The organism is Lysinibacillus sp. NPDC056959 (assembly GCF_042674095.1).
Lineage (GTDB): Bacteria > Bacillota > Bacilli > Bacillales_A > Planococcaceae > Lysinibacillus > Lysinibacillus zambalensis.
Genome location: NZ_JBHURE010000023.1, coordinates 1 through 17,333, shown reverse-complemented (window position 1 = coordinate 17,333; position 17,333 = coordinate 1). Strand labels below are relative to the sequence as shown.

General features: G+C 35.0%; 20 protein-coding genes and 1 pseudogene. 5 read left to right on the top strand and 16 right to left on the bottom strand.

Annotated elements, in window-relative coordinates; all coding sequences use genetic code 11:
• Window positions 1-35 precede the first annotated feature (35 nt).
• Window positions 36-776 carry a sulfite exporter TauE/SafE family protein gene (locus ACFTQ7_RS19910; protein ID WP_386830530.1) on the bottom strand — a complete coding sequence of 247 codons (741 nt, stop codon included), beginning with the start codon at window positions 774-776 and terminating at the stop codon, window positions 36-38.
• A gap of 90 nt (window positions 777-866) precedes the next feature.
• Between ACFTQ7_RS19910 and ACFTQ7_RS19905 the strand changes: the two genes are divergently transcribed.
• Window positions 867-1,364 (top strand): DUF1648 domain-containing protein, encoded by a 498-nt coding sequence (locus tag ACFTQ7_RS19905; RefSeq protein ID WP_386830529.1) that lies wholly within the window; start codon window positions 867-869, stop codon window positions 1,362-1,364.
• A gap of 100 nt (window positions 1,365-1,464) precedes the next feature.
• Here ACFTQ7_RS19905 and ACFTQ7_RS19900 read toward each other — a convergent pair whose 3' ends face one another.
• From ACFTQ7_RS19900 to ACFTQ7_RS19860, 9 genes are all read right to left on the bottom strand, one after another.
• Window positions 1,465-2,322 (bottom strand): hypothetical protein, encoded by an 858-nt coding sequence (locus ACFTQ7_RS19900; protein ID WP_386830528.1) that lies wholly within the window; start codon window positions 2,320-2,322, stop codon window positions 1,465-1,467.
• Window positions 2,288-2,806 carry an RNA polymerase sigma factor gene (locus tag ACFTQ7_RS19895; RefSeq protein WP_386830527.1) on the bottom strand — a complete coding sequence of 173 codons (519 nt, stop codon included), beginning with the start codon at window positions 2,804-2,806 and terminating at the stop codon, window positions 2,288-2,290. The genes ACFTQ7_RS19900 and ACFTQ7_RS19895 overlap by 35 nt, the downstream gene beginning before the upstream one ends.
• A 120-nt stretch (window positions 2,807-2,926) precedes the next feature.
• Window positions 2,927-3,550, bottom strand: coding sequence for a hypothetical protein (locus ACFTQ7_RS19890; protein WP_386830526.1), 624 nt, complete (start codon window positions 3,548-3,550; stop codon window positions 2,927-2,929).
• A gap of 168 nt (window positions 3,551-3,718) precedes the next feature.
• Window positions 3,719-3,904 carry a helix-hairpin-helix domain-containing protein gene (locus ACFTQ7_RS19885; RefSeq protein WP_386830525.1) on the bottom strand — a complete coding sequence of 62 codons (186 nt, stop codon included), beginning with the start codon at window positions 3,902-3,904 and terminating at the stop codon, window positions 3,719-3,721.
• On the bottom strand, window positions 3,905-4,114 hold the full coding sequence (locus tag ACFTQ7_RS19880; RefSeq protein WP_386830524.1) for a hypothetical protein: 210 nt from the start codon (window positions 4,112-4,114) through the stop codon (window positions 3,905-3,907). It lies immediately after the preceding gene.
• Window positions 4,115-4,177: 63 nt separating this feature from the next.
• Window positions 4,178-4,786, bottom strand: coding sequence for a CPBP family intramembrane glutamic endopeptidase (locus tag ACFTQ7_RS19875; RefSeq protein ID WP_386830523.1), 609 nt, complete (start codon window positions 4,784-4,786; stop codon window positions 4,178-4,180).
• Between the two features lie 245 nt (window positions 4,787-5,031).
• Window positions 5,032-5,433, bottom strand: coding sequence for a hypothetical protein (locus ACFTQ7_RS19870; protein ID WP_386830522.1), 402 nt, complete (start codon window positions 5,431-5,433; stop codon window positions 5,032-5,034).
• Window positions 5,434-5,493: 60 nt separating this feature from the next.
• The gene (locus ACFTQ7_RS19865) at window positions 5,494-5,922 is read right to left on the bottom strand and encodes a GNAT family N-acetyltransferase (RefSeq protein WP_386830521.1); all 429 of its coding nucleotides are present in this window, start codon (window positions 5,920-5,922) and stop codon (window positions 5,494-5,496) included.
• A 15-nt stretch (window positions 5,923-5,937) separates the two neighbouring features.
• Complete coding sequence (locus ACFTQ7_RS19860) at window positions 5,938-6,378, bottom strand: GNAT family N-acetyltransferase (RefSeq protein ID WP_386830520.1); 441 nt, start codon at window positions 6,376-6,378, stop codon at window positions 5,938-5,940.
• Between the two features lie 113 nt (window positions 6,379-6,491).
• On the opposite strand from ACFTQ7_RS19860, the gene pdxR reads away from it, so the two are divergent.
• Window positions 6,492-7,877 (top strand): MocR-like pyridoxine biosynthesis transcription factor PdxR, encoded by a 1,386-nt coding sequence (gene pdxR / locus ACFTQ7_RS19855; RefSeq protein ID WP_386830519.1) that lies wholly within the window; start codon window positions 6,492-6,494, stop codon window positions 7,875-7,877.
• 25 nt (window positions 7,878-7,902) lie between these two features.
• On the opposite strand, the gene ACFTQ7_RS19850 is transcribed toward pdxR, so the two are convergent.
• From ACFTQ7_RS19850 to ACFTQ7_RS19830, 5 genes and pseudogenes are all read right to left on the bottom strand, one after another.
• On the bottom strand, window positions 7,903-8,058 hold the full coding sequence (locus tag ACFTQ7_RS19850; protein ID WP_386830518.1) for a DUF5412 family protein: 156 nt from the start codon (window positions 8,056-8,058) through the stop codon (window positions 7,903-7,905).
• 152 nt (window positions 8,059-8,210) lie between these two features.
• Window positions 8,211-8,420: pseudogene (locus tag ACFTQ7_RS19845) on the bottom strand (DUF5412 family protein); the annotation flags it as partial.
• Window positions 8,421-8,640: 220 nt separating this feature from the next.
• The gene (locus ACFTQ7_RS19840) at window positions 8,641-9,864 is read right to left on the bottom strand and encodes a GNAT family N-acetyltransferase (protein WP_386830516.1); all 1,224 of its coding nucleotides are present in this window, start codon (window positions 9,862-9,864) and stop codon (window positions 8,641-8,643) included.
• Window positions 9,861-10,589, bottom strand: coding sequence for an AAA family ATPase (locus ACFTQ7_RS19835; RefSeq protein ID WP_349658513.1), 729 nt, complete (start codon window positions 10,587-10,589; stop codon window positions 9,861-9,863). Before ACFTQ7_RS19835 ends, ACFTQ7_RS19840 begins: the two co-directional genes overlap by 4 nt.
• A gap of 646 nt (window positions 10,590-11,235) precedes the next feature.
• Window positions 11,236-12,258 carry a trypsin-like serine peptidase gene (locus ACFTQ7_RS19830; RefSeq protein WP_386830515.1) on the bottom strand — a complete coding sequence of 341 codons (1,023 nt, stop codon included), beginning with the start codon at window positions 12,256-12,258 and terminating at the stop codon, window positions 11,236-11,238.
• Between the two features lie 602 nt (window positions 12,259-12,860).
• Here ACFTQ7_RS19830 and ACFTQ7_RS19825 point away from each other — a divergent pair.
• The 3 genes from ACFTQ7_RS19825 (at window position 12,861) to ACFTQ7_RS19815 (ending at window position 16,218) form a co-directional block, all read left to right on the top strand.
• Complete coding sequence (locus tag ACFTQ7_RS19825) at window positions 12,861-13,076, top strand: hypothetical protein (RefSeq protein WP_386830514.1); 216 nt, start codon at window positions 12,861-12,863, stop codon at window positions 13,074-13,076.
• Window positions 13,077-13,456: 380 nt separating this feature from the next.
• Window positions 13,457-14,848 (top strand): class II fumarate hydratase, encoded by a 1,392-nt coding sequence (fumC, locus tag ACFTQ7_RS19820; RefSeq protein ID WP_386830513.1) that lies wholly within the window; start codon window positions 13,457-13,459, stop codon window positions 14,846-14,848.
• Between the two features lie 728 nt (window positions 14,849-15,576).
• On the top strand, window positions 15,577-16,218 hold the full coding sequence (locus tag ACFTQ7_RS19815) for a hypothetical protein (RefSeq protein WP_386830512.1): 642 nt from the start codon (window positions 15,577-15,579) through the stop codon (window positions 16,216-16,218).
• A gap of 39 nt (window positions 16,219-16,257) precedes the next feature.
• On the opposite strand, the gene ACFTQ7_RS19810 is transcribed toward ACFTQ7_RS19815, so the two are convergent.
• Window positions 16,258-16,611 carry a hypothetical protein gene (locus tag ACFTQ7_RS19810; protein ID WP_386830511.1) on the bottom strand — a complete coding sequence of 118 codons (354 nt, stop codon included), beginning with the start codon at window positions 16,609-16,611 and terminating at the stop codon, window positions 16,258-16,260.
• Window positions 16,612-17,333 lie beyond the last annotated feature (722 nt).

The window sequence follows — 17,333 nt, the reverse complement described above, 5'->3', positions numbered from 1 at the left end:
CTCTATTTATCTCATCACCTTCGTAGGTAAATCTCCTACTGAATAAAGATAAAATCATAGACGAGCTGTACGATCAGCACAATGGTTACAATTCGCAGCAATAGCTTTACTTGATTTGCCTTAACCTTTCTGGCAAGGAAAATGCCTATTTGTGCACCGATTACAGAACCAACCATTAATACGATTGTCAACGGCCAATCAATTTTACCTGTGGCAATATACGTAATCGAAGCTCCTGAGCACATCGCAAAAACACCTACACGCGACAAACCTACTGCTTTCATATAAGAGATTTTCTCATGTGCATATGTATAAAGTGCCAGCGTACTGCTACCAGGGCCGAACATGCCATCATAAAAACCAACCCCTAAAAGGATTGGACCGTTTTTACGATTCATTGTAAAGCTTTCTTTTTCTCCAAATTCAGCCCCACCTAAAAAGGACATAACAAGGGCAAAGCCTAATAAAATGATGGCGATAAACGTTAATGTGTGACTGCTCATAAATGATGCAAACAGACCTCCAAGTGTACCACCTATTAAGGAAACAAATAATACTGAACGCATTTCTGACCATAAAATTTCTTTTCTTTTATAAATTGTGTAAAAGCTTGAAAAGGCACTGACCATATTAGAAACCTTATTCGCACCGATCGCTGAATGGACTGGTACCCCTACTAGCATCATCGTCGGTAATGTTATTAACCCGCCACCTCCAACTAAGGTGCCAATGATGTTGCCGATGATTCCAATTAGTAAAAACAACAAGTATTCCATCTAACCCTTCTTTCTATGTCACACATGGTGGTATTCTTATGATACAGTATAACAGACTGCACTTTTTTAATTAAACTATGAGGTGAACAAATGCTAGAACAACAAAAAACACCTACACCACGCTTTTGTAAATCGCTAACGCTTATTGTTGCGACTATTTTTTTAGCTGGCGTTACGGCAACACTAATCCAATACAATAAGCTCCCCGCTTCTATACCGGTTTTGCAAAGCTTTAAGAGTGAACATGCACAATTTGGCCCGAAAATCACCATTTTTTATTTACCTTTCATTGCCTTAATGCTATTTTTGCTTTTACAATACTTAGAGATGAAAGCAGCTTATCCTACTCTACGTAAAAATAAGCCTACCTTATCTTATATCCAGCGACAAAATGGAATCATTACCTTTTGTCTCATCAAAAATAGTATACTCTTATACTTTACATACTCACTATTCAATGATTTAACAGTTGCATTAGGACATGATCGCATTTTACAGCAGTGGCATGCTTATGTATTTTTATTTGTACTAAGTACAATATTTATAATGGGGATTGTGCGTGGGGTTTTATTGAATAAAAAGGAATAAGGTACACCTCTCCTACATACTGCTGATAAATAATTAAAACCACCCTATACCTTAGCAATTGGCTCTTTTGTGAAAGTAAAGGTGGTTTTATTTAAATCAGTTAATAAAACATAATAATTAAAACCAGTGTTGCACTAATAATACTTATTTTTATTGTTTCTACTTTATATATGGAATATGTCCGTTCCTCTCGTATTATGAAATACCAAAAAACGAAACCATATAAAAGCGCAAATGTAATCATTAATGGCTTATACAATGGACCGACCCAGGTTGCCCAAGCAAATACGCTAGAAAGCATCGCAAGCACAAGTACTAACAGCCACCACATACGCTTAGATGGTTTAGATCCTTGTAGATTATGACGTTTATAATAGCTCATTGAGAATATATTTACAGTTACCACGATAAGTGGAAGGATAATTATCCAAGGTGTTGCTTTTGCAGAGTATAATGTCTGAAATACTTTATCATATGTCTCTGAATTCCCAACAAAAAACTGGCCAGAATCAACATTTAACATGCCTGTATCTGAAATCTGATAATGCTCTTCCTGACGGTCTCTAACAACGACTACATCTGTAATATGGTTACCTAACTTTCCATCTGCCTCTTCAACATACTGTGTTACGTCTTCAAAAAAATTATAAACTATTGTATCTTCAACCTTCTCCACTGATGTATATAAACTCGAACTTCTCGCAAAAAATTTCCCCTCTTTTCCTCCGAAGTGCTTATAAATTGTTTGGATGGATTGGCCTGCAGTTTGAGGCGTTGAATTTTGTGGAATCAAAATTAAAAATAGAGCGATCAGGGCAATCGTTAGTAGCAGAACACCTTCTTTCCATAGCGTTAAGCCTTTTTTCCCCTTATTGTGAATGCGTTCATAAATACGTGCCTTTACAGCCTGATCTTCTGGTAATTTATTGAGTTCCTTCAGTCGATTGTTTAAATCCAAATTCATCACCTCCAAGTATTTTCTCTAAAGCCTTCATAGCATTTCGCTGTGTATTCGCTATTTTTACTGTAGACCACCCTAAGATTTCACTAGTTTCGGCTAAATTTAGTTCCTCTATTTTTCTATAAATAAGAACCTCTCGATACTCAGGCTTCAATAATTGAATTGCTTCATATAATAGTCGTCGCTCCTCAGATTGCATGATCCAATCATGTGGTACATATTGTGTCTCCCGTTTTTCATGTTCTTTTTGAAATGGTAGCCATTTAATAAGTGCTTTTTTTCTATAAGTGTCATAGACAAGGTTTCGGGCAATTCTCCTTATATAAGTGCCCATGGCAGCCTCGTTTCTAAATTGACCTTTATAAACCCTTATAAATGTTTCCTGCGTTAAATCCTCCGCCAAACTTGGATCTGAGACCATATAGTAAATAAATCGATAAATGCGTTGAAAATATTGTTCATAAAGCTCATCAAACTCCATCTTCTCACCTCTCTTACTTTATTAGACGAATAAGTAAACAAGATTTGTATGTTTTGATGTAAATTTTCTATTTTAAAATAAGCTACTTGATGTCAAATAGCATCAAGTAGCTTATATTTTTTACAGATCCGTTTTCATTTGTTCAAAGGTATGTATTAACACATATTTTTGTACGCCACGCGCAAATCCAATGCTTTCTTTCTGATACTGATCAAACGCGGTTTCATTTTTCACCTTGTGCGCATAAACCGCTTCAATTGCTGGCTGCATCCACGGCTTTGTGAGCTGATCGCTTCGCATGTCTGTTGTTCGTTCTTCAAGTGCAGCGATATAACATTTTGCATAGCTAGTTAATGGCTCTTTATTTATTTTATTAGCCGCATACTTTGCTTCCTCTAAATTCTCTACCATTATTGCCTTAATAAATTTACAGTTATACTTCATTGCTGGCTGTCTATACTTTACAATTGCTGTTTCTAATGAGTGTATCTGGTCTTCCTTTGTACCATAAGCAACTGCATATAGGTAGGCAAAAAAAAGATGGTTTTTGCGATCTTTTACTAACTTATCTACCAATTTCATATTATTAGTCCAGAATACAATATGTATATATCTATAAATCATTGCAAATGCGATTAGGATAATAATGCCAAGTGAAATAGATGGGCGAACCCCAGCTAGTGATAGTAATAGTGCCAACATAAATATGACCAAATAAAATATGGCTAGTTTTGTAATTTTCATAATTCCACCTATTGTAATTTCCTTCGCATTTTTCGAGAAAAAATAAAGCCTGCTCCAAGGAAAAATATAAGCGCCATAAATTTCATGAGAGGAATAATAAATAACTTGCTAATTACGAGAACAACAAGAATATAATAAACCACCATTGCCAGTAATAATAATGTTAGTTTATTCACAGTTCCCCCTACTTTCATTCAGTGCTACTTCAATGGCCGTTAATGCTTTTGGTCCCAGCCCGTGTAATTTTTTTAACGTCGATAAATCAACCTTTTCCAATTGCTCTAATCGTGTATATCCTGCCGCATTTAATGCACGTATAGCAGGCTTCGCTACACCCTTTGGCCATTCCGTCATTTATGCTCGTCCCTTCCTTTTTCGTTTATTAAGGATCTCTGTTCCTATAATACCTATTATTAGTATAGCGAGTGAGGCGACATGATAATCAACGAAAAAGGTCGTAAATGCTATATTATAATAATGGCATATGGCAGTGTTAATACGCCCTCCCATTACTATTAAACCGATAATCAAGCATCCTTTTACAACTTGCTCGATAAATTGCATTTCTTTCACTCCTCTGCTTTATTATGCAATCGAACATGATGAAATGCAAATCGGCAATGTATTTTAGAGTACATTAAACATGGCCATAAAGGAGGCCAACAGATTGCCAATGCCATGTATGCCCCAGCTTGTTATGATGGAGCCATTAGATTTTCTTTCATTGATCCACCCCATTAAATATCCTGCAAAACCAGTTGCTAAAACAACTAACACTACAACTCCAAAAGGAATATAAGAGTAAAACATCCAACCATGTAAAATACCAAATAATAAACTTTGCATGATATTTCCGATTTGAAAACCAAATTTATGGATAAATCTTTTCAGTAAAAAGCCTCGGAAAAACAACTCCTCTGACAAACCTGTTTGTACAATTGCATAGAAAAGTGCTGATATGAGTGCTGAAAAACCAAGCCCTGTAAAACGATTTGACGCTAAAATTGAACTATCTAGGTAAAAGTAAGTAATTGTAAAAAGTGGTCCGAAAAATAAAACAATAATGACTAAAAGCCATAAGAAATAATTTCCTTTGTTTTCAATGACAGGCTTTTGAAGTCCGAGCCATGCAAAAAATGATTGCTCCTTTTTGGCTGAGTTCAACCACCAAATGAACGGTATAACTGAAAATAAAATGACCTGAAAAACTGCATCTATTACACTTTGCAAAACCATATTTTTTCCCCCTGTTCATAATGTTTTACATGAAGTATGACAAGCGATGGTGAAAGGTTCTTCTCGGATGGAGAATCCGCCGTTATTCTAGCTGCCCTTCTTCAATGTTAAGCATATTAAATAGCAGAGTTAAAATCAAGGTTTATTTAACGATAATCATTAAATAATTAACTTTTATAACTAAATACTAAATGTTAATCATTATTTATCCATAAAAAACACGACTAGAAAAACACTAGTCGTTTTCATTCTTTATTCGGATTTCGCTCAATAAAATCTGTAATTTCATCTTTTAATTCATAAACTAAATCAAAATAATGATGTTCGTTCAGCGCCCCCTTCTTTCGCCATTTTTGCATTTCTTGATAGTGAAATGTCACAAAATAATTTATTATTTCACGTTGGTCAATACCTTCCTTTTTGGCCATATCGACAATCGAAAGTCCTTCTTTCCAATATTGATCATACACTTCTTGCGTAATCCCAAGAACTTTACAAATAGCAGCATAATCGTACTTTACATGGTAAACAACCTGTCCTTCCTCACCATTTGCATGTTGTTGAATTACATTATTTGCATATCCAATTGGTGTAAAACTCATCATAACTATGCTTATTAGAAAAAGCTTTTTGAACGTTACTTTCATAAAAACCTCCTTCATGTTTCCATTAGTGTGTGAGGTTTAAAAAATCATATTCCTTCTGGATCAAAATGCTTTTCGAAATGAATAGCACCATTTTTCATATCCTAATCGATCCTCATAAAAGCGATGTGCATTACTCCTTTGGATACCTGACTCTAAGGCAATATAGTGCCCCCCATTTTCTTTGCCCCATTGATGAAGATAATGCAAAAGTTTCTCACCATAGCCTCCTGAACGATACTGCTCATCCGTTACTAAATCATTGACAAAGATATGGCGTTCGCTGTAAAAATTGACTCTCCAACTTAATCCGGTGACAACAATCATTTTCTTATTTTCAAATAATGCAAATAACATATAGCCATCTTGAGTCATTTCCTTTAACAATTGGAGATACTTTTCTACTGTTAATTCCGTACGGAGCTGCACGATAACTGCATATGCATCCAACCACTCCTGCTCCGTTGTTAATTGTTTGATGGTTACAGTCATTATTCGAACCTCCATTTACCAATATTTAATATAATGAAATATACCATTATCAATTCTCATCCCGAGCTTCTCATATAGTTTTTGAGCACGCACGTTGTCTGTCGCTGTTTCTAAACCTAGATAACGCGCATCGTTTCGTACACAATACGAATAGCACTGTTCAATTAGGGCATGTGCTACACCATGTTTCCTAGCATGCTCGGCCACAAATAGATCGTTTAAAATAAATGCCTTTTTCATTGCAACAGATGAAAAAGTAGGATAGAGCTGAACAAAACCAACTGGCTGCGCATTTATATAAGCTAGAAAAATGACCGACTCTTCCTTATTTAAACGCTCTAATAGAAACTGTTTAGCCCGCTCTAAATCAGATTGTTGACCGTAAAATTCCCGATAGGCATTAAATAATGGCAGCACGTCTCCAACAGTTGCTAAAGTTACTGTACAAATCTCCATTCACTTATCTCCCCATTCCTTTTTTATATGTCATTCTTGTATAATGATAAATAGTAAACTGACATTTAAAAAGAAACAGTTCTAGACATTTCACCATGTCAAGGAGGAGCTTTATGGAGGATTTTATTTTCTTATTCACTGATGAAGAGGCAAAGTATAAACAAATTTATCAGCAGGTCAAATTGTTAATCGAACAAGGGACATTGAAAACAGATAATTCTCTTCCTTCTATTCGAAGGCTAGCCGAAACTTTACATGTCAGTCGGAATACAACGTTAACTGCATATGAGCAGCTCGTAGCGGAAGGATACATACGTGGTGAAGGACGCAAGGGCTATTTCGTCAATGATTTTGAGCAAGTGTTTCTTCAAGAGGAACGACCAAGCTTTACTCAAAGTACGAAAAGTAAGCGTGAAGATATCAACATTGATTTTCGTGCTGGAGCTGTCGATCAGCAGCATTTCCCTTTAAAAATATGGCGTCAAATGGCTAATCAAGTGTTACCTTTAAACGAGTGCTATCAATATGGCGACCCTTTCGGCGAGCCACTTTTAAAGGAACAGCTTGTACATTATTTACTTCAAGCTCGTGGGGTTCATGTAAACGAAGAAGACATTATTATCGGTAGTAGCACGCAGCAAATGTTAATTTATCTAGGCTTTCTATTAAAGCAAGATTTCCAAAGTGTAATTTTAGAAGACCCTGGCTACAACGGTGCACGAGAAGCGTTCAAGCTACATGACTTTCGTATAGAGACATTACCTGTGTTGCAAAGCGGTGCGCAGCTTGAGCATTTAGCGCATTTACATTCGCGTTTACTCTATGTCACCCCTTCGCATCATTTCCCATATGGGGTTTCTATGAGCATTCAGCAGCGACAAGCATTAATTCAGTGGGCCAAAAACGTCGATGGATATATACTTGAGGATGATTATGATGGTGAATTCCGTTATACACAACAGCCATTTCCTGCTCTCGCCTCCATCGACAAGTCACGTGTTATTTACATGGGGACATTTTCAAAATCATTTTTACCAGCGATTCGTTTAAGTTATATGGTGCTACCAAAAGCACTTGTTCAGCCTTATAAAAAACGATTTGCTCATTTTGAACATAACGCCTCGTCCTTACATCAATTAACAATGGCGAAATTCATGGAACAAGGTGAATGGACACGACATATTAAAAGAATGCGTATCACCTATAAACATAAAATAAATACACTTGTAGAGGAACTTACCAAACAATTCGGAGAAAAAATTATGATTCTTGGAGAGCAATCTGGACTTTATATTTTGGTCAAGGTGCTCACCCAATTTTCAGAAGAACAGCTCATCCAAAACGCTAAACAATACGGAGTAAAGGTCTACCCTACGAGCCCCTATTATCTACATCAGACAAGTTCAGCGCCAATTATTCAATTAGGCTTTAGTAAGTTAAAAACGGAAGAACTCATCCTTGGTGTGCAACTATTAAAAAAAGCTTGGATTACAAAATAATAAGCCATAACTGCAATGGTTATGGCTACTCATTTTCTCGATAATCATATGTTTCAACTGGTACATTCAATGTCACTCCGTTAATACTGACCGTATCATCGTCGCTCCATTTAATATAAGCTTCATTTTTTCGATATTGCCAATATATCTTTTCAGACTTTCTTTTCTTTTCATGATTCAATTATGCCTTGGCATAATTGCGTCCGGAATCGGCTTTGTGCATGCACAAAGAACTCCTTTTCTAATTCCGTGACATCCGCCGGAGGCCTTAACTTCTTTCAGCTGATATATGTCCCCCCTGAAAAGTGACTTAATACTGTATTCATCTCACCATCACGATAAATGTAGGTGACTTCTGCTGAAAGAAGTTAAAATTAATTCACCCAATACCGTATTAAAAGTCGTCGCACCAGCATCTGAAACATAAGCTTTCACCGTATATGCAATCAAATCTTGTTTACATCTAGACCAATCGAAAAATAACCAGTAAATACCGTACCCTATAATACTAGTAAAAAACAAAATCCAAATAAGTAGCACTAGAAGAGTTTGTTTATACTTTCTTGCGTTGCAGCTTCTCGGATTCGTTCATCGGTATCCCCCAATCTGTTTATATAAGGAACGATTTAAACGAAGCAGATGTTTCCTTAATAAGGTAATAAAGTTCTCCAGAGCAGTTTTTTCGCTGTCCCGATCAATTCCCCCCTGAATCCATAAAAAAGGGATCTGCACAGCATCTCACTGCACAAATCCCGTTTTTTTCTTAAAAATAATCAATAAACGTTGGAATGCCAATTGGTAGTACTGTCTCTAGTAATGCAATTTCAATGGCATTGCCTTGTAAACGCTCAATTTTTTCTAAATAGCTCGGTCGTTTATAACCTAGTAACATCGTGGCAAGAGTTTGGACCGTTAGCTGAACAGCATTTTCAGACTGCACCTCACTCACCATTTCGACCGTGACTTTTCCATCTTGCTTTGTGATGACAAATGTGCCATTATTCCATGCCACAATGCGATCAGTTACAGCTAGTCGAAGCTGAAAATCATTTCCCGTGAATGGATAGCGAAGTAGAAATTCTTTCACATCGACAATTCGTGCCATAAAATAAGGGGACACTTTTTGAATAATTTCACTATCTTCTAATAAAAAGGCAACGGCTTCATTGCCAGTTGTTTTACCATAGACATTATAAATCATCGAGCTATGTGCTGAGACAAAATTCCATAAGCCTTTACGCGCCTCTTCCTGCAAATAGACAATCTCATCGATGTAGTAATTTTCCTCCATAATGCGGTAAAACATATACCCCTGTGGCAGATCATCCTCATCATAATATACGGCTGCCTGAAGGTTCACATCACTATCAATAAATTTTTCTTCCCAGAAATCTTCTTGAAACTTTTCATTCCAAGCAATGCTATTTCGCACCATGACACCATGTGTCTTCTTGGCATAACGTGCATAAATGTTTACAACATCTTCATGCTTCGGATCGACACGGCGGATTTTACCGTTTAAGCCTTTATGGTGAGGAAGCTGCGTATCCTTAATCTGAAATTCCACAATATCACTCATAATTTCCCAGCCCTTTTTCCGGTAATACGGGATTGAATATGGAAATAAATAGGATATACTTTGTCCTTCATTGCGCATTCGTTCCAGGCTCTCAATAATAAGGCTCTCCATCAATCCATGCCCAGAATATTCGGGGTACGTTCCGACCGCAGTAATGCCTCCCATTTCATAGATCCTACCATGAACATTTACCTCAAAAGGTAGGCTTAAAATTTGAGATACAAGATGCGAACCATCGAACCAACCAATGGCATGCCCCTCATTAAATTGCTTACTTTTGGCATTTACAAAGCGACGATCCTTATGAATGGACATGGACATTTGAAAAACATAATTAAGCAAATCGATAGACTGTGCCATTTCATCTAATCGTATTTCTCGCATGACTAAGCCTTTACGTTGATTCATGATTCTCTCTCCTCATCAAATAACTCTGAAAAAATGGATTCCGGTGCATTTAAAAAGCGCTTCGTGACGATGTAATGAATGGTATCCTCATAGCGAATAGACTCAATGTCCCCATTATCAAAACTATAGATTGTCGCATTTGGATAGCCAAGTAAAATAGGTGAATGAGTGGCGATAATAAATTGGGCCTCATGCTCCAAATCCTTCATAATTTTAAGAAGACTAAGCTGCCTAGTCGGTGACAATGCCGCTTCAGGCTCATCCAATAAATAAATAGCTTTCCCCTTAAAGCGATGCATAAATAGCGATAGAAAGGACTCACCATGTGATTGATGATGTAAAGACTTACCACCAAAAGCGGTATATTTTCTTGGATCTTCTATCAAATCAATATGACTTGCAAATTGATAAAATGTTTCCGATCGTAGAAAAAAACCATTCGTCACTTTCGGCATCCATGACAAACGGATATATTCCCCTAGTGAAGACTCCGCCTTATGTACTTCATATATATTTTGACGACCACCACCCGCTGTATTAAAATCACAGCGATCCGCAATTGCCTCCAACAGTGTTGATTTCCCAGAGCCATTTTCCCCAACAAAGAAGGTCACATTCGTAGGAAACTCTAGCTCTTGTAAATCCTGCAAACTTGGTATATTAAAGGGATACTGGTCATTATCTTCAATATCACCCTGTAATACCTTACATGATTTTAAATACATTTTGTTTCCTCCCTTACTACTATTATACCGCGATTATGCTTTTTTCCAAATATAAGCTACGATATCAAGGACTTAAAAAAAGTCCATAGGTCGCAAAAAAATCGAGTATTAGAACAAGTCATAAACTCATCATTTCACTTACCCTACAACCGTACCTAATCCAAAGCTATAAAAACTATATGATGTTCATTAAAAACATTGCCGTAGCTACAATTTTATATGAAATATTTCCTGAGAAATAAATAAAAAACATGTCGAAAGTTGCAATGAAAAATAATAAAATTATGCCATAAAATAGCGATTTACAAAAATCATTGTAGGTAACATAAACTGTTTATCTCATCTTAAAACATACAAAGAACAACTCGCTTTGAACTGCTATTTCCCGCTATAGCTAATATTAATTTTGTACTTACAATAAATATACCTATAACAATCACTCGTTTTTTTGTTTACGGATCTTTATTACAATTCCTAATTCCTCGGGGTAAAACAATAAATTTATACAGGAGTATACTAACTATAAGTATCAGAGTTTTCCTTGAAAAAGCTGAAATAATGACCATTTTATTGAAGGCTTTCTATTTCAATTTCCCGAAAAAATAGACAAACCGAAATTCTCAGTTTGTCTACAACATTAGTAATTTTACTCTAAAGCTTTGGAAACAAATTTAAACATATAAGAGTTCATCTTAGGTCCTCCATTCATAGGGTTCCCATTAATAACGAATGAACCTCTATGAACGCCTACAATTTGATTGTAAGTATTTAACAATGCTGAACCGGATTGTCCTGGTGCAGTATCCATTGTATAAAAGGCTACAGATGCATCCTCTCTAGTAATATTTCCTCTCGTACCAAATTGAGAAATTTCACCACTTGCCTCCATTAAGTCTCCCGGATAACCATAAATACCGATATTTTGATTAAGAAGATTATTCACCTGTTTGATTCCAAGAGTACCTGCAACATCTCCCGCCTGTTTATTGTCTTTTGATACATCTAAAACAAGAATAGCGAAGTCTTCAGAGCTCGAACCAGTTGAAGCCCAATTAGCAGCTACATAATAATCATTAACATTATAAGAACCAAATAATCCAACACTATTACTTACACCAGGGTAAACCTTTGCACTAGTTATAGTTTCATTTGTTTCTGGATTTATAACACAATGTCCATTTGTTAGGACTTTGTTTTTCCCAATTAAAGAACCTGTACAAGAACCACCTTTTCCATCAGGCCAATTTATTTCAATATACGTAATTGCACTATATGGCATTTCTTTAGTATTCTCTACTTTTTTTCTACTATCGTCACCTATGACAATCCGTGGTGATATTTGTAATGGTCCTCTAGCAGTAGAATCATTAATAACAACTGGTGGTGGTGTGATATCGATAAACGAGTGACCTTCCATTATGGAATCAATCTGAACGGGAGAAATTTCACCTGTTCCTTGAACGCTTGGTATTTCATTGATTAATTGTGAATTACCGTCATTAAACTCTCCATACTTAATGATTTCACCTTTCGAGTTTATCATGTCATAAGGATGAGATACCTTACTTGGGTCAAATGAAAATTCACCTAAAGACTCCTCAGCAAAAACATTCATAGGAACTAACAAAAAGATAAGCATAAAGAACAACTTAAAAGTAATTTTTTTCATTTTATTCCTCCTTTTGATTTAATCTATTTGTAGTTTAATAGAAATATCAGGAAAAATAAAGGTAAAATATAGAAAATAAAAAATATTATTAATATGGCGACAATTCAGAATATATCAGAAACTATTATTAATTGCTTTTACTCGCCATTTACAATTGAAATAAAATCAAATTTTTTTCGAGTAAAAATATCTTCGCTTAATTTCTAATTTAGATTTTTCGATGTTCTTAACACAATTGTTTATTTCGTTAATGACTACATAGCCAATTTCACTTGTGGCTTTTTCTTACTTGCTACCAATTTACTCATACCTCAACAATCAAAAAACAACAAAACAAGCATCCAAACACCGTCCATAAATTTCTTTTCTACTGCCAAGATTCTTATGGTATCTTGGGAGAACACTTAAAAGCATTACTACCATTTTGAAATGTTCTATATTTTAAACTCTTCTCATACATTGTGTAAAACCTTCTACCTTGCAAATACCTCCGAAAAAAATCTACCCCTTTTCATTCTATAAGTACAATTAATGTCATGTATAAATGGAAGGTACAGCTCACGTTTTTTTCGTTAAATAACAAGTTATAAGGAGAAGAAAATATGTATGTAACTCATTTTTACGAAAACAAGACGTCCGTTTTAAGCCAGCTACTAGTAAGTCTTCCTACTGTCGAAGACAATATTAAAATTAAAGGACGTAAAGCAAAAATTGTTCAGATTACTCAGATTGACGATCACAACTATCACGTAAGTATCATTTTTGAAAAAGTACCTAAAAAACAACCATTAAAAGAAATTGGGAAGAAAAAGAGATAGCTCTTCCCTTTTATTGTGCTGACGCTATCGTTTCATGGTAGCGTTTTAACTTTTTAAAAGCAGGAATCGAACTCTACAAAACTCCCATTGCAAATTGTTCTCAATGAGAATAATTATTTCAAAACTAAATATTTGACTTTTTAATTGATAACGATTATCATTATCGGTAGATTATTTCTTTTCTCCGAAATGCTTAATTCAGAATCCCCCCTATTTTTTTGAAATAAGCATGTATCAAACGGATATTCTTACATCAGACTAAGAATATCCGTTTTTCAACTCCTTTGTGCAAGCACAAAGCCGAATCGGAAACAATTATGCCAATGCATAATTAATTATTATTAATGGACAGATTTACATAAATAAAGGAGCTGTTTTACATGGATTATCGTATTGAAAAAGACACTATGGGTGAAATTAAAGTACCTGCAGATAAAATTTGGGGTGCTCAAACACAGCGCAGTAAAGAAAATTTCCAAATCGGTACAGAAAAAATGCCAATTGAGCTAATTCAAGCAATGGCCATTTTAAAGAAAAGTGCTGCAATCGCCAATAATAAACTAGGTAAACTTTCAGATATTAAAGCAAATGCAATTGTGCAAGCAGCTGACGAAATTTTAAATGGTCAATGGGACGATCAATTCCCTCTTGTAGTTTGGCAGACTGGTAGTGGTACTCAGTCTAATATGAACGTAAACGAAGTAATTGCGCACCGAGCAAACCAAATTTTACAAAATGCTGGTGAAGCTGATCGTATTCATCCTAATGATGATGTCAACAAATCTCAAAGCTCTAACGATACTTTCCCAACAGCTTTGCATATTGCAGCAGTGCTAAAGGTAGAAGATTATTTACTACCACGTCTACGTTTACTAAAAGCAACACTGGATGACAAAGCAGAGAAATTCAAAGACATTATTAAAATTGGTCGTACGCATTTACAAGACGCAACACCGCTTACTTTAGGTCAAGAAATTAGTGGCTGGGCGGCAATGCTTGCTAAATCTGAGCATATGATCGTCCAAAATATTGAATATATGAAAGAACTAGCGATTGGTGGAACAGCAGTTGGTACTGGTATTAACGCACACCCTGAATTTGGTGAGCGTGTAGCAGCTGAAATTAGTGACATCACTGATAAACATTTCACTTCAGCCGCAAACAAATTCCATGCACTAACAAGTCATGATGAAGCCGTTGTCGCACATGGCGCATTGAAAGCCCTTGCAGCTGACTTGATGAAAATTGCCAATGATGTTCGCTGGTTAGCAAGTGGTCCTCGTTCAGGTATCGGTGAAATTACGATTCCAGAAAACGAGCCGGGCTCTTCCATTATGCCTGGTAAAGTAAACCCAACACAAAGTGAAGCAATGACTATGGTTGTTACACAAGTCGTTGGCAATGATGCAACAATTGCCTTTGCCGCTTCCCAAGGTAATTTCGAGCTAAATGTCTTCAAGCCAGTCATTATTTATAACTTCTTACAATCGACTCGCCTACTAGCAGACACAATGAAATCATTTAATGATCATTGCGCTGTTGGAATTGAGCCAAATAAAGAAGTGCTTGACCATAACTTACAAAACTCATTAATGCTTGTAACTGCCTTAAACCCTTACATCGGTTATGAAAATGCGGCTAAAATCGCGAAGAAAGCCCATAAAGAAGGCACAACATTAAAAGAAGCAGCAATTGCATCAGGGTTACTAACAGACGAACAGTTCGATGAATATGTGGACCCTGCGACAATGATTTATCCGAATGTAAAATGACAGTTATGCAAGTTAATAACATAGCACCTTCAAAACATTGATATATCAACGTTTTTAGATAATAGCTCCAATATGTACTTAGCAAGTTTGTGTATAATTACGGCATGTTTTAGTGCTTTGTGTGGCTAATATCGGGCTAGGATTGGGGATAATACCCCAGTCCTTTTTGTATATGTTTTTAGTGCCATCACCATCTTTGGCATTAAAATCATCAAAACCAAAATTCAACATTGTTAATTTATATTCAATCTCTTCAAATTTTTCATTTGTGATGGAATAGAATCTTTCATTAAATTTATGGGTATATCAAACATTTTAGAGAGTTGTTGAACCCTTAAATTAAATCTTGAAATTGTTTTCTACAATAATCAGATTGGGTTGGTCCATTAGCGAGAAAAGAGATTTCTACATTTTTCTGATTTTCATCCATTCTATTTAATCTCTACTATATTTTAGTGAAAATATTTATTGTATTAATTACATATTATGCCACACTTGTTTTCACACTTTTTATCTATTAGTTTATGCCAACTAATGAATATTGTCATAAAATATGTGGGCTAACGGTAACGTCTCATCTTTATTATAAAAAATATTTTCTACTGCTTCTTTGTAAGTTTAAATATCTGAAAATTCTCAAAAAACAACATCATTATATGATACAATAGTAACAAATAAAAAAGGAGGTCTTTATACACACGAGGAAAAAAATATTAATTTTAGTAGCAATGTTACTACTATTAGTTATCACTTTTTTACCTACCAAAGGATTTGCTCAAACACAAGAATTCCTGAGTCAGCAAGAAATTGATAGGTTAATAACAAATAATGATGTAATATCACCAACAAGTAGAGTTACCACTTTAGACGAGATGAATTTGATAGAGAATTACTACGAAGAAAACCCTAATGCGATGGACGAAAATATTGAAGAAATATTAGAAAAATTAAACTTAGACCAAGTTGAAATAATACCTAGTGAAAAAGTCGATGAATTAAATGCTGCTAACAAAATTCAAGCAAGGGGTAGTGTTAGTCTTGGTAGCGTAGTTTTTCGTAACATGAGTCATAGTAATACGCTATTTTATACATCTTTATATGCTAGAAATGCTGGTTTAAGTAGTATAGATCAGATTGGTGGCAGAGTTTATGGTTATGCAATGCTACCAAATACTAATTACTCTACAATTGTAATGAATAATTTTTTCAATGAAACCTACATTAAACCGTTTATTGATAGAAAAATAGGATCTTATAATATCGCTCACTATAAAAATAAAGCCTCATTTATGGCAGATTATGTAGTAAAAGATGGAGATATTGTATTAACACCTACACCTGCTGGTGTCGAATTTAATGGTATTAAATGATTTAATCAAAATTAAAGAAGCTCTATGACCTAAAACAGTTCATAGAGCCTTTTCTTGTTTTAACAACGTAAAAAAACCACTATCTTTCAAAGTATAATGCCCAGACTCCGTAATACTTTCAAAAGAATATACAATAGAACTATTATTCTCAAACTCTATAAAAAACTTAAAGCTTTCAAAATTATACAATAGATTGCTATAGCTTTCAACACTTCCGAAATCTTGATTTTTCTTATAAATCTCCACTGCCATTTCTAACGATTCTCTCAAAACAACCCTAGCCATTTCTGTAAGTTCTTCTTTTTTAGGTAGTTTGCTCGTTTTTTGATGATCTTTTAATAAATCCATTATTTCACTTTCACTTAAAAGTTCAGAGCTACGCATAATTTTCAAAGTACATCCTCCTAATTCATAAATAAGTCTTATAACCATGATGTTACCAGTTAATAGTTTTTTATAGATACTTTTACATGTTTTAGCCTTTATTTTTACACTATTATTTTATGTTTCCCTGCGTTTTCTCAAACTCTTTTTGTGAATAAATCTATATGATGTAACACTGTATGAAAACTCATACAATTCCTGATATAAGTTGGATTGTTATAAAAAGATAAACGAATTTTTATTGGTACTTCTTTGAAAACTACCAAATCCGTTGCTTGTACTGGATATTTCCCTATTTGGTAGAACGATTTGCCATCATATTTTTCAAAATCATACGTTCTAAAGAAATTATTTCACTTTACCACTAATGAATCAAATGTACATTTGTATTTTTCTTGTATACCTTGGTGTCTTTTTTTAGGTCATTTTTCCGGTTGGGTCTTTTACAACCTCTGCTCCATTATACATCACTTTCGCTTGAGATTTTGTTGGATGTACTACTAACAATTGCTGCTAGTAACACCTTAAAAATTTTTTCATTATTCTCCTCCTACTTAGCTTTATTTTAAATAACACACTTCCCTAAGTGTTATATACAAATAATCTGATGTTTTACCAAAAAATAAAATTATACCAACGATGATTTGTCAAATTAAGTGCAACAATTGCTCATTAAAAGCCTCGTTTGCAGTTTTCCAGCCAAGACATTTTCTTGGTCGGTTGTTGATATA

Excerpts from the sequence above, each read along its gene's own strand:
- ACFTQ7_RS19910 (WP_386830530.1), bottom strand. The coding sequence starts at position 776 with ATGGAATACTTGTTGTTTTTACTAATTGGAATCATCGGCAACATCATT.
- ACFTQ7_RS19905 (WP_386830529.1), top strand. The coding sequence starts at position 867 with ATGCTAGAACAACAAAAAACACCTACACCACGCTTTTGTAAATCGCTA.
- ACFTQ7_RS19895 (WP_386830527.1), bottom strand. The coding sequence starts at position 2,806 with ATGGAGTTTGATGAGCTTTATGAACAATATTTTCAACGCATTTATCGA.
- ACFTQ7_RS19890 (WP_386830526.1), bottom strand. The coding sequence starts at position 3,550 with ATGAAAATTACAAAACTAGCCATATTTTATTTGGTCATATTTATGTTG.
- ACFTQ7_RS19885 (WP_386830525.1), bottom strand. The coding sequence starts at position 3,904 with ATGACGGAATGGCCAAAGGGTGTAGCGAAGCCTGCTATACGTGCATTA.
- ACFTQ7_RS19880 (WP_386830524.1), bottom strand. The coding sequence starts at position 4,114 with ATGCAATTTATCGAGCAAGTTGTAAAAGGATGCTTGATTATCGGTTTA.
- ACFTQ7_RS19875 (WP_386830523.1), bottom strand. The coding sequence starts at position 4,786 with ATGGTTTTGCAAAGTGTAATAGATGCAGTTTTTCAGGTCATTTTATTT.
- ACFTQ7_RS19870 (WP_386830522.1), bottom strand. The coding sequence starts at position 5,433 with ATGAAAGTAACGTTCAAAAAGCTTTTTCTAATAAGCATAGTTATGATG.
- ACFTQ7_RS19865 (WP_386830521.1), bottom strand. The coding sequence starts at position 5,922 with ATGACTGTAACCATCAAACAATTAACAACGGAGCAGGAGTGGTTGGAT.
- ACFTQ7_RS19860 (WP_386830520.1), bottom strand. The coding sequence starts at position 6,378 with ATGGAGATTTGTACAGTAACTTTAGCAACTGTTGGAGACGTGCTGCCA.
- pdxR (WP_386830519.1), top strand. The coding sequence starts at position 6,492 with ATGGAGGATTTTATTTTCTTATTCACTGATGAAGAGGCAAAGTATAAA.
- ACFTQ7_RS19840 (WP_386830516.1), bottom strand. The coding sequence starts at position 9,864 with ATGAATCAACGTAAAGGCTTAGTCATGCGAGAAATACGATTAGATGAA.
- ACFTQ7_RS19835 (WP_349658513.1), bottom strand. The coding sequence starts at position 10,589 with ATGTATTTAAAATCATGTAAGGTATTACAGGGTGATATTGAAGATAAT.
- ACFTQ7_RS19830 (WP_386830515.1), bottom strand. The coding sequence starts at position 12,258 with ATGAAAAAAATTACTTTTAAGTTGTTCTTTATGCTTATCTTTTTGTTA.
- ACFTQ7_RS19825 (WP_386830514.1), top strand. The coding sequence starts at position 12,861 with ATGTATGTAACTCATTTTTACGAAAACAAGACGTCCGTTTTAAGCCAG.
- fumC (WP_386830513.1), top strand. The coding sequence starts at position 13,457 with ATGGATTATCGTATTGAAAAAGACACTATGGGTGAAATTAAAGTACCT.
- ACFTQ7_RS19815 (WP_386830512.1), top strand. The coding sequence starts at position 15,577 with ATGTTACTACTATTAGTTATCACTTTTTTACCTACCAAAGGATTTGCT.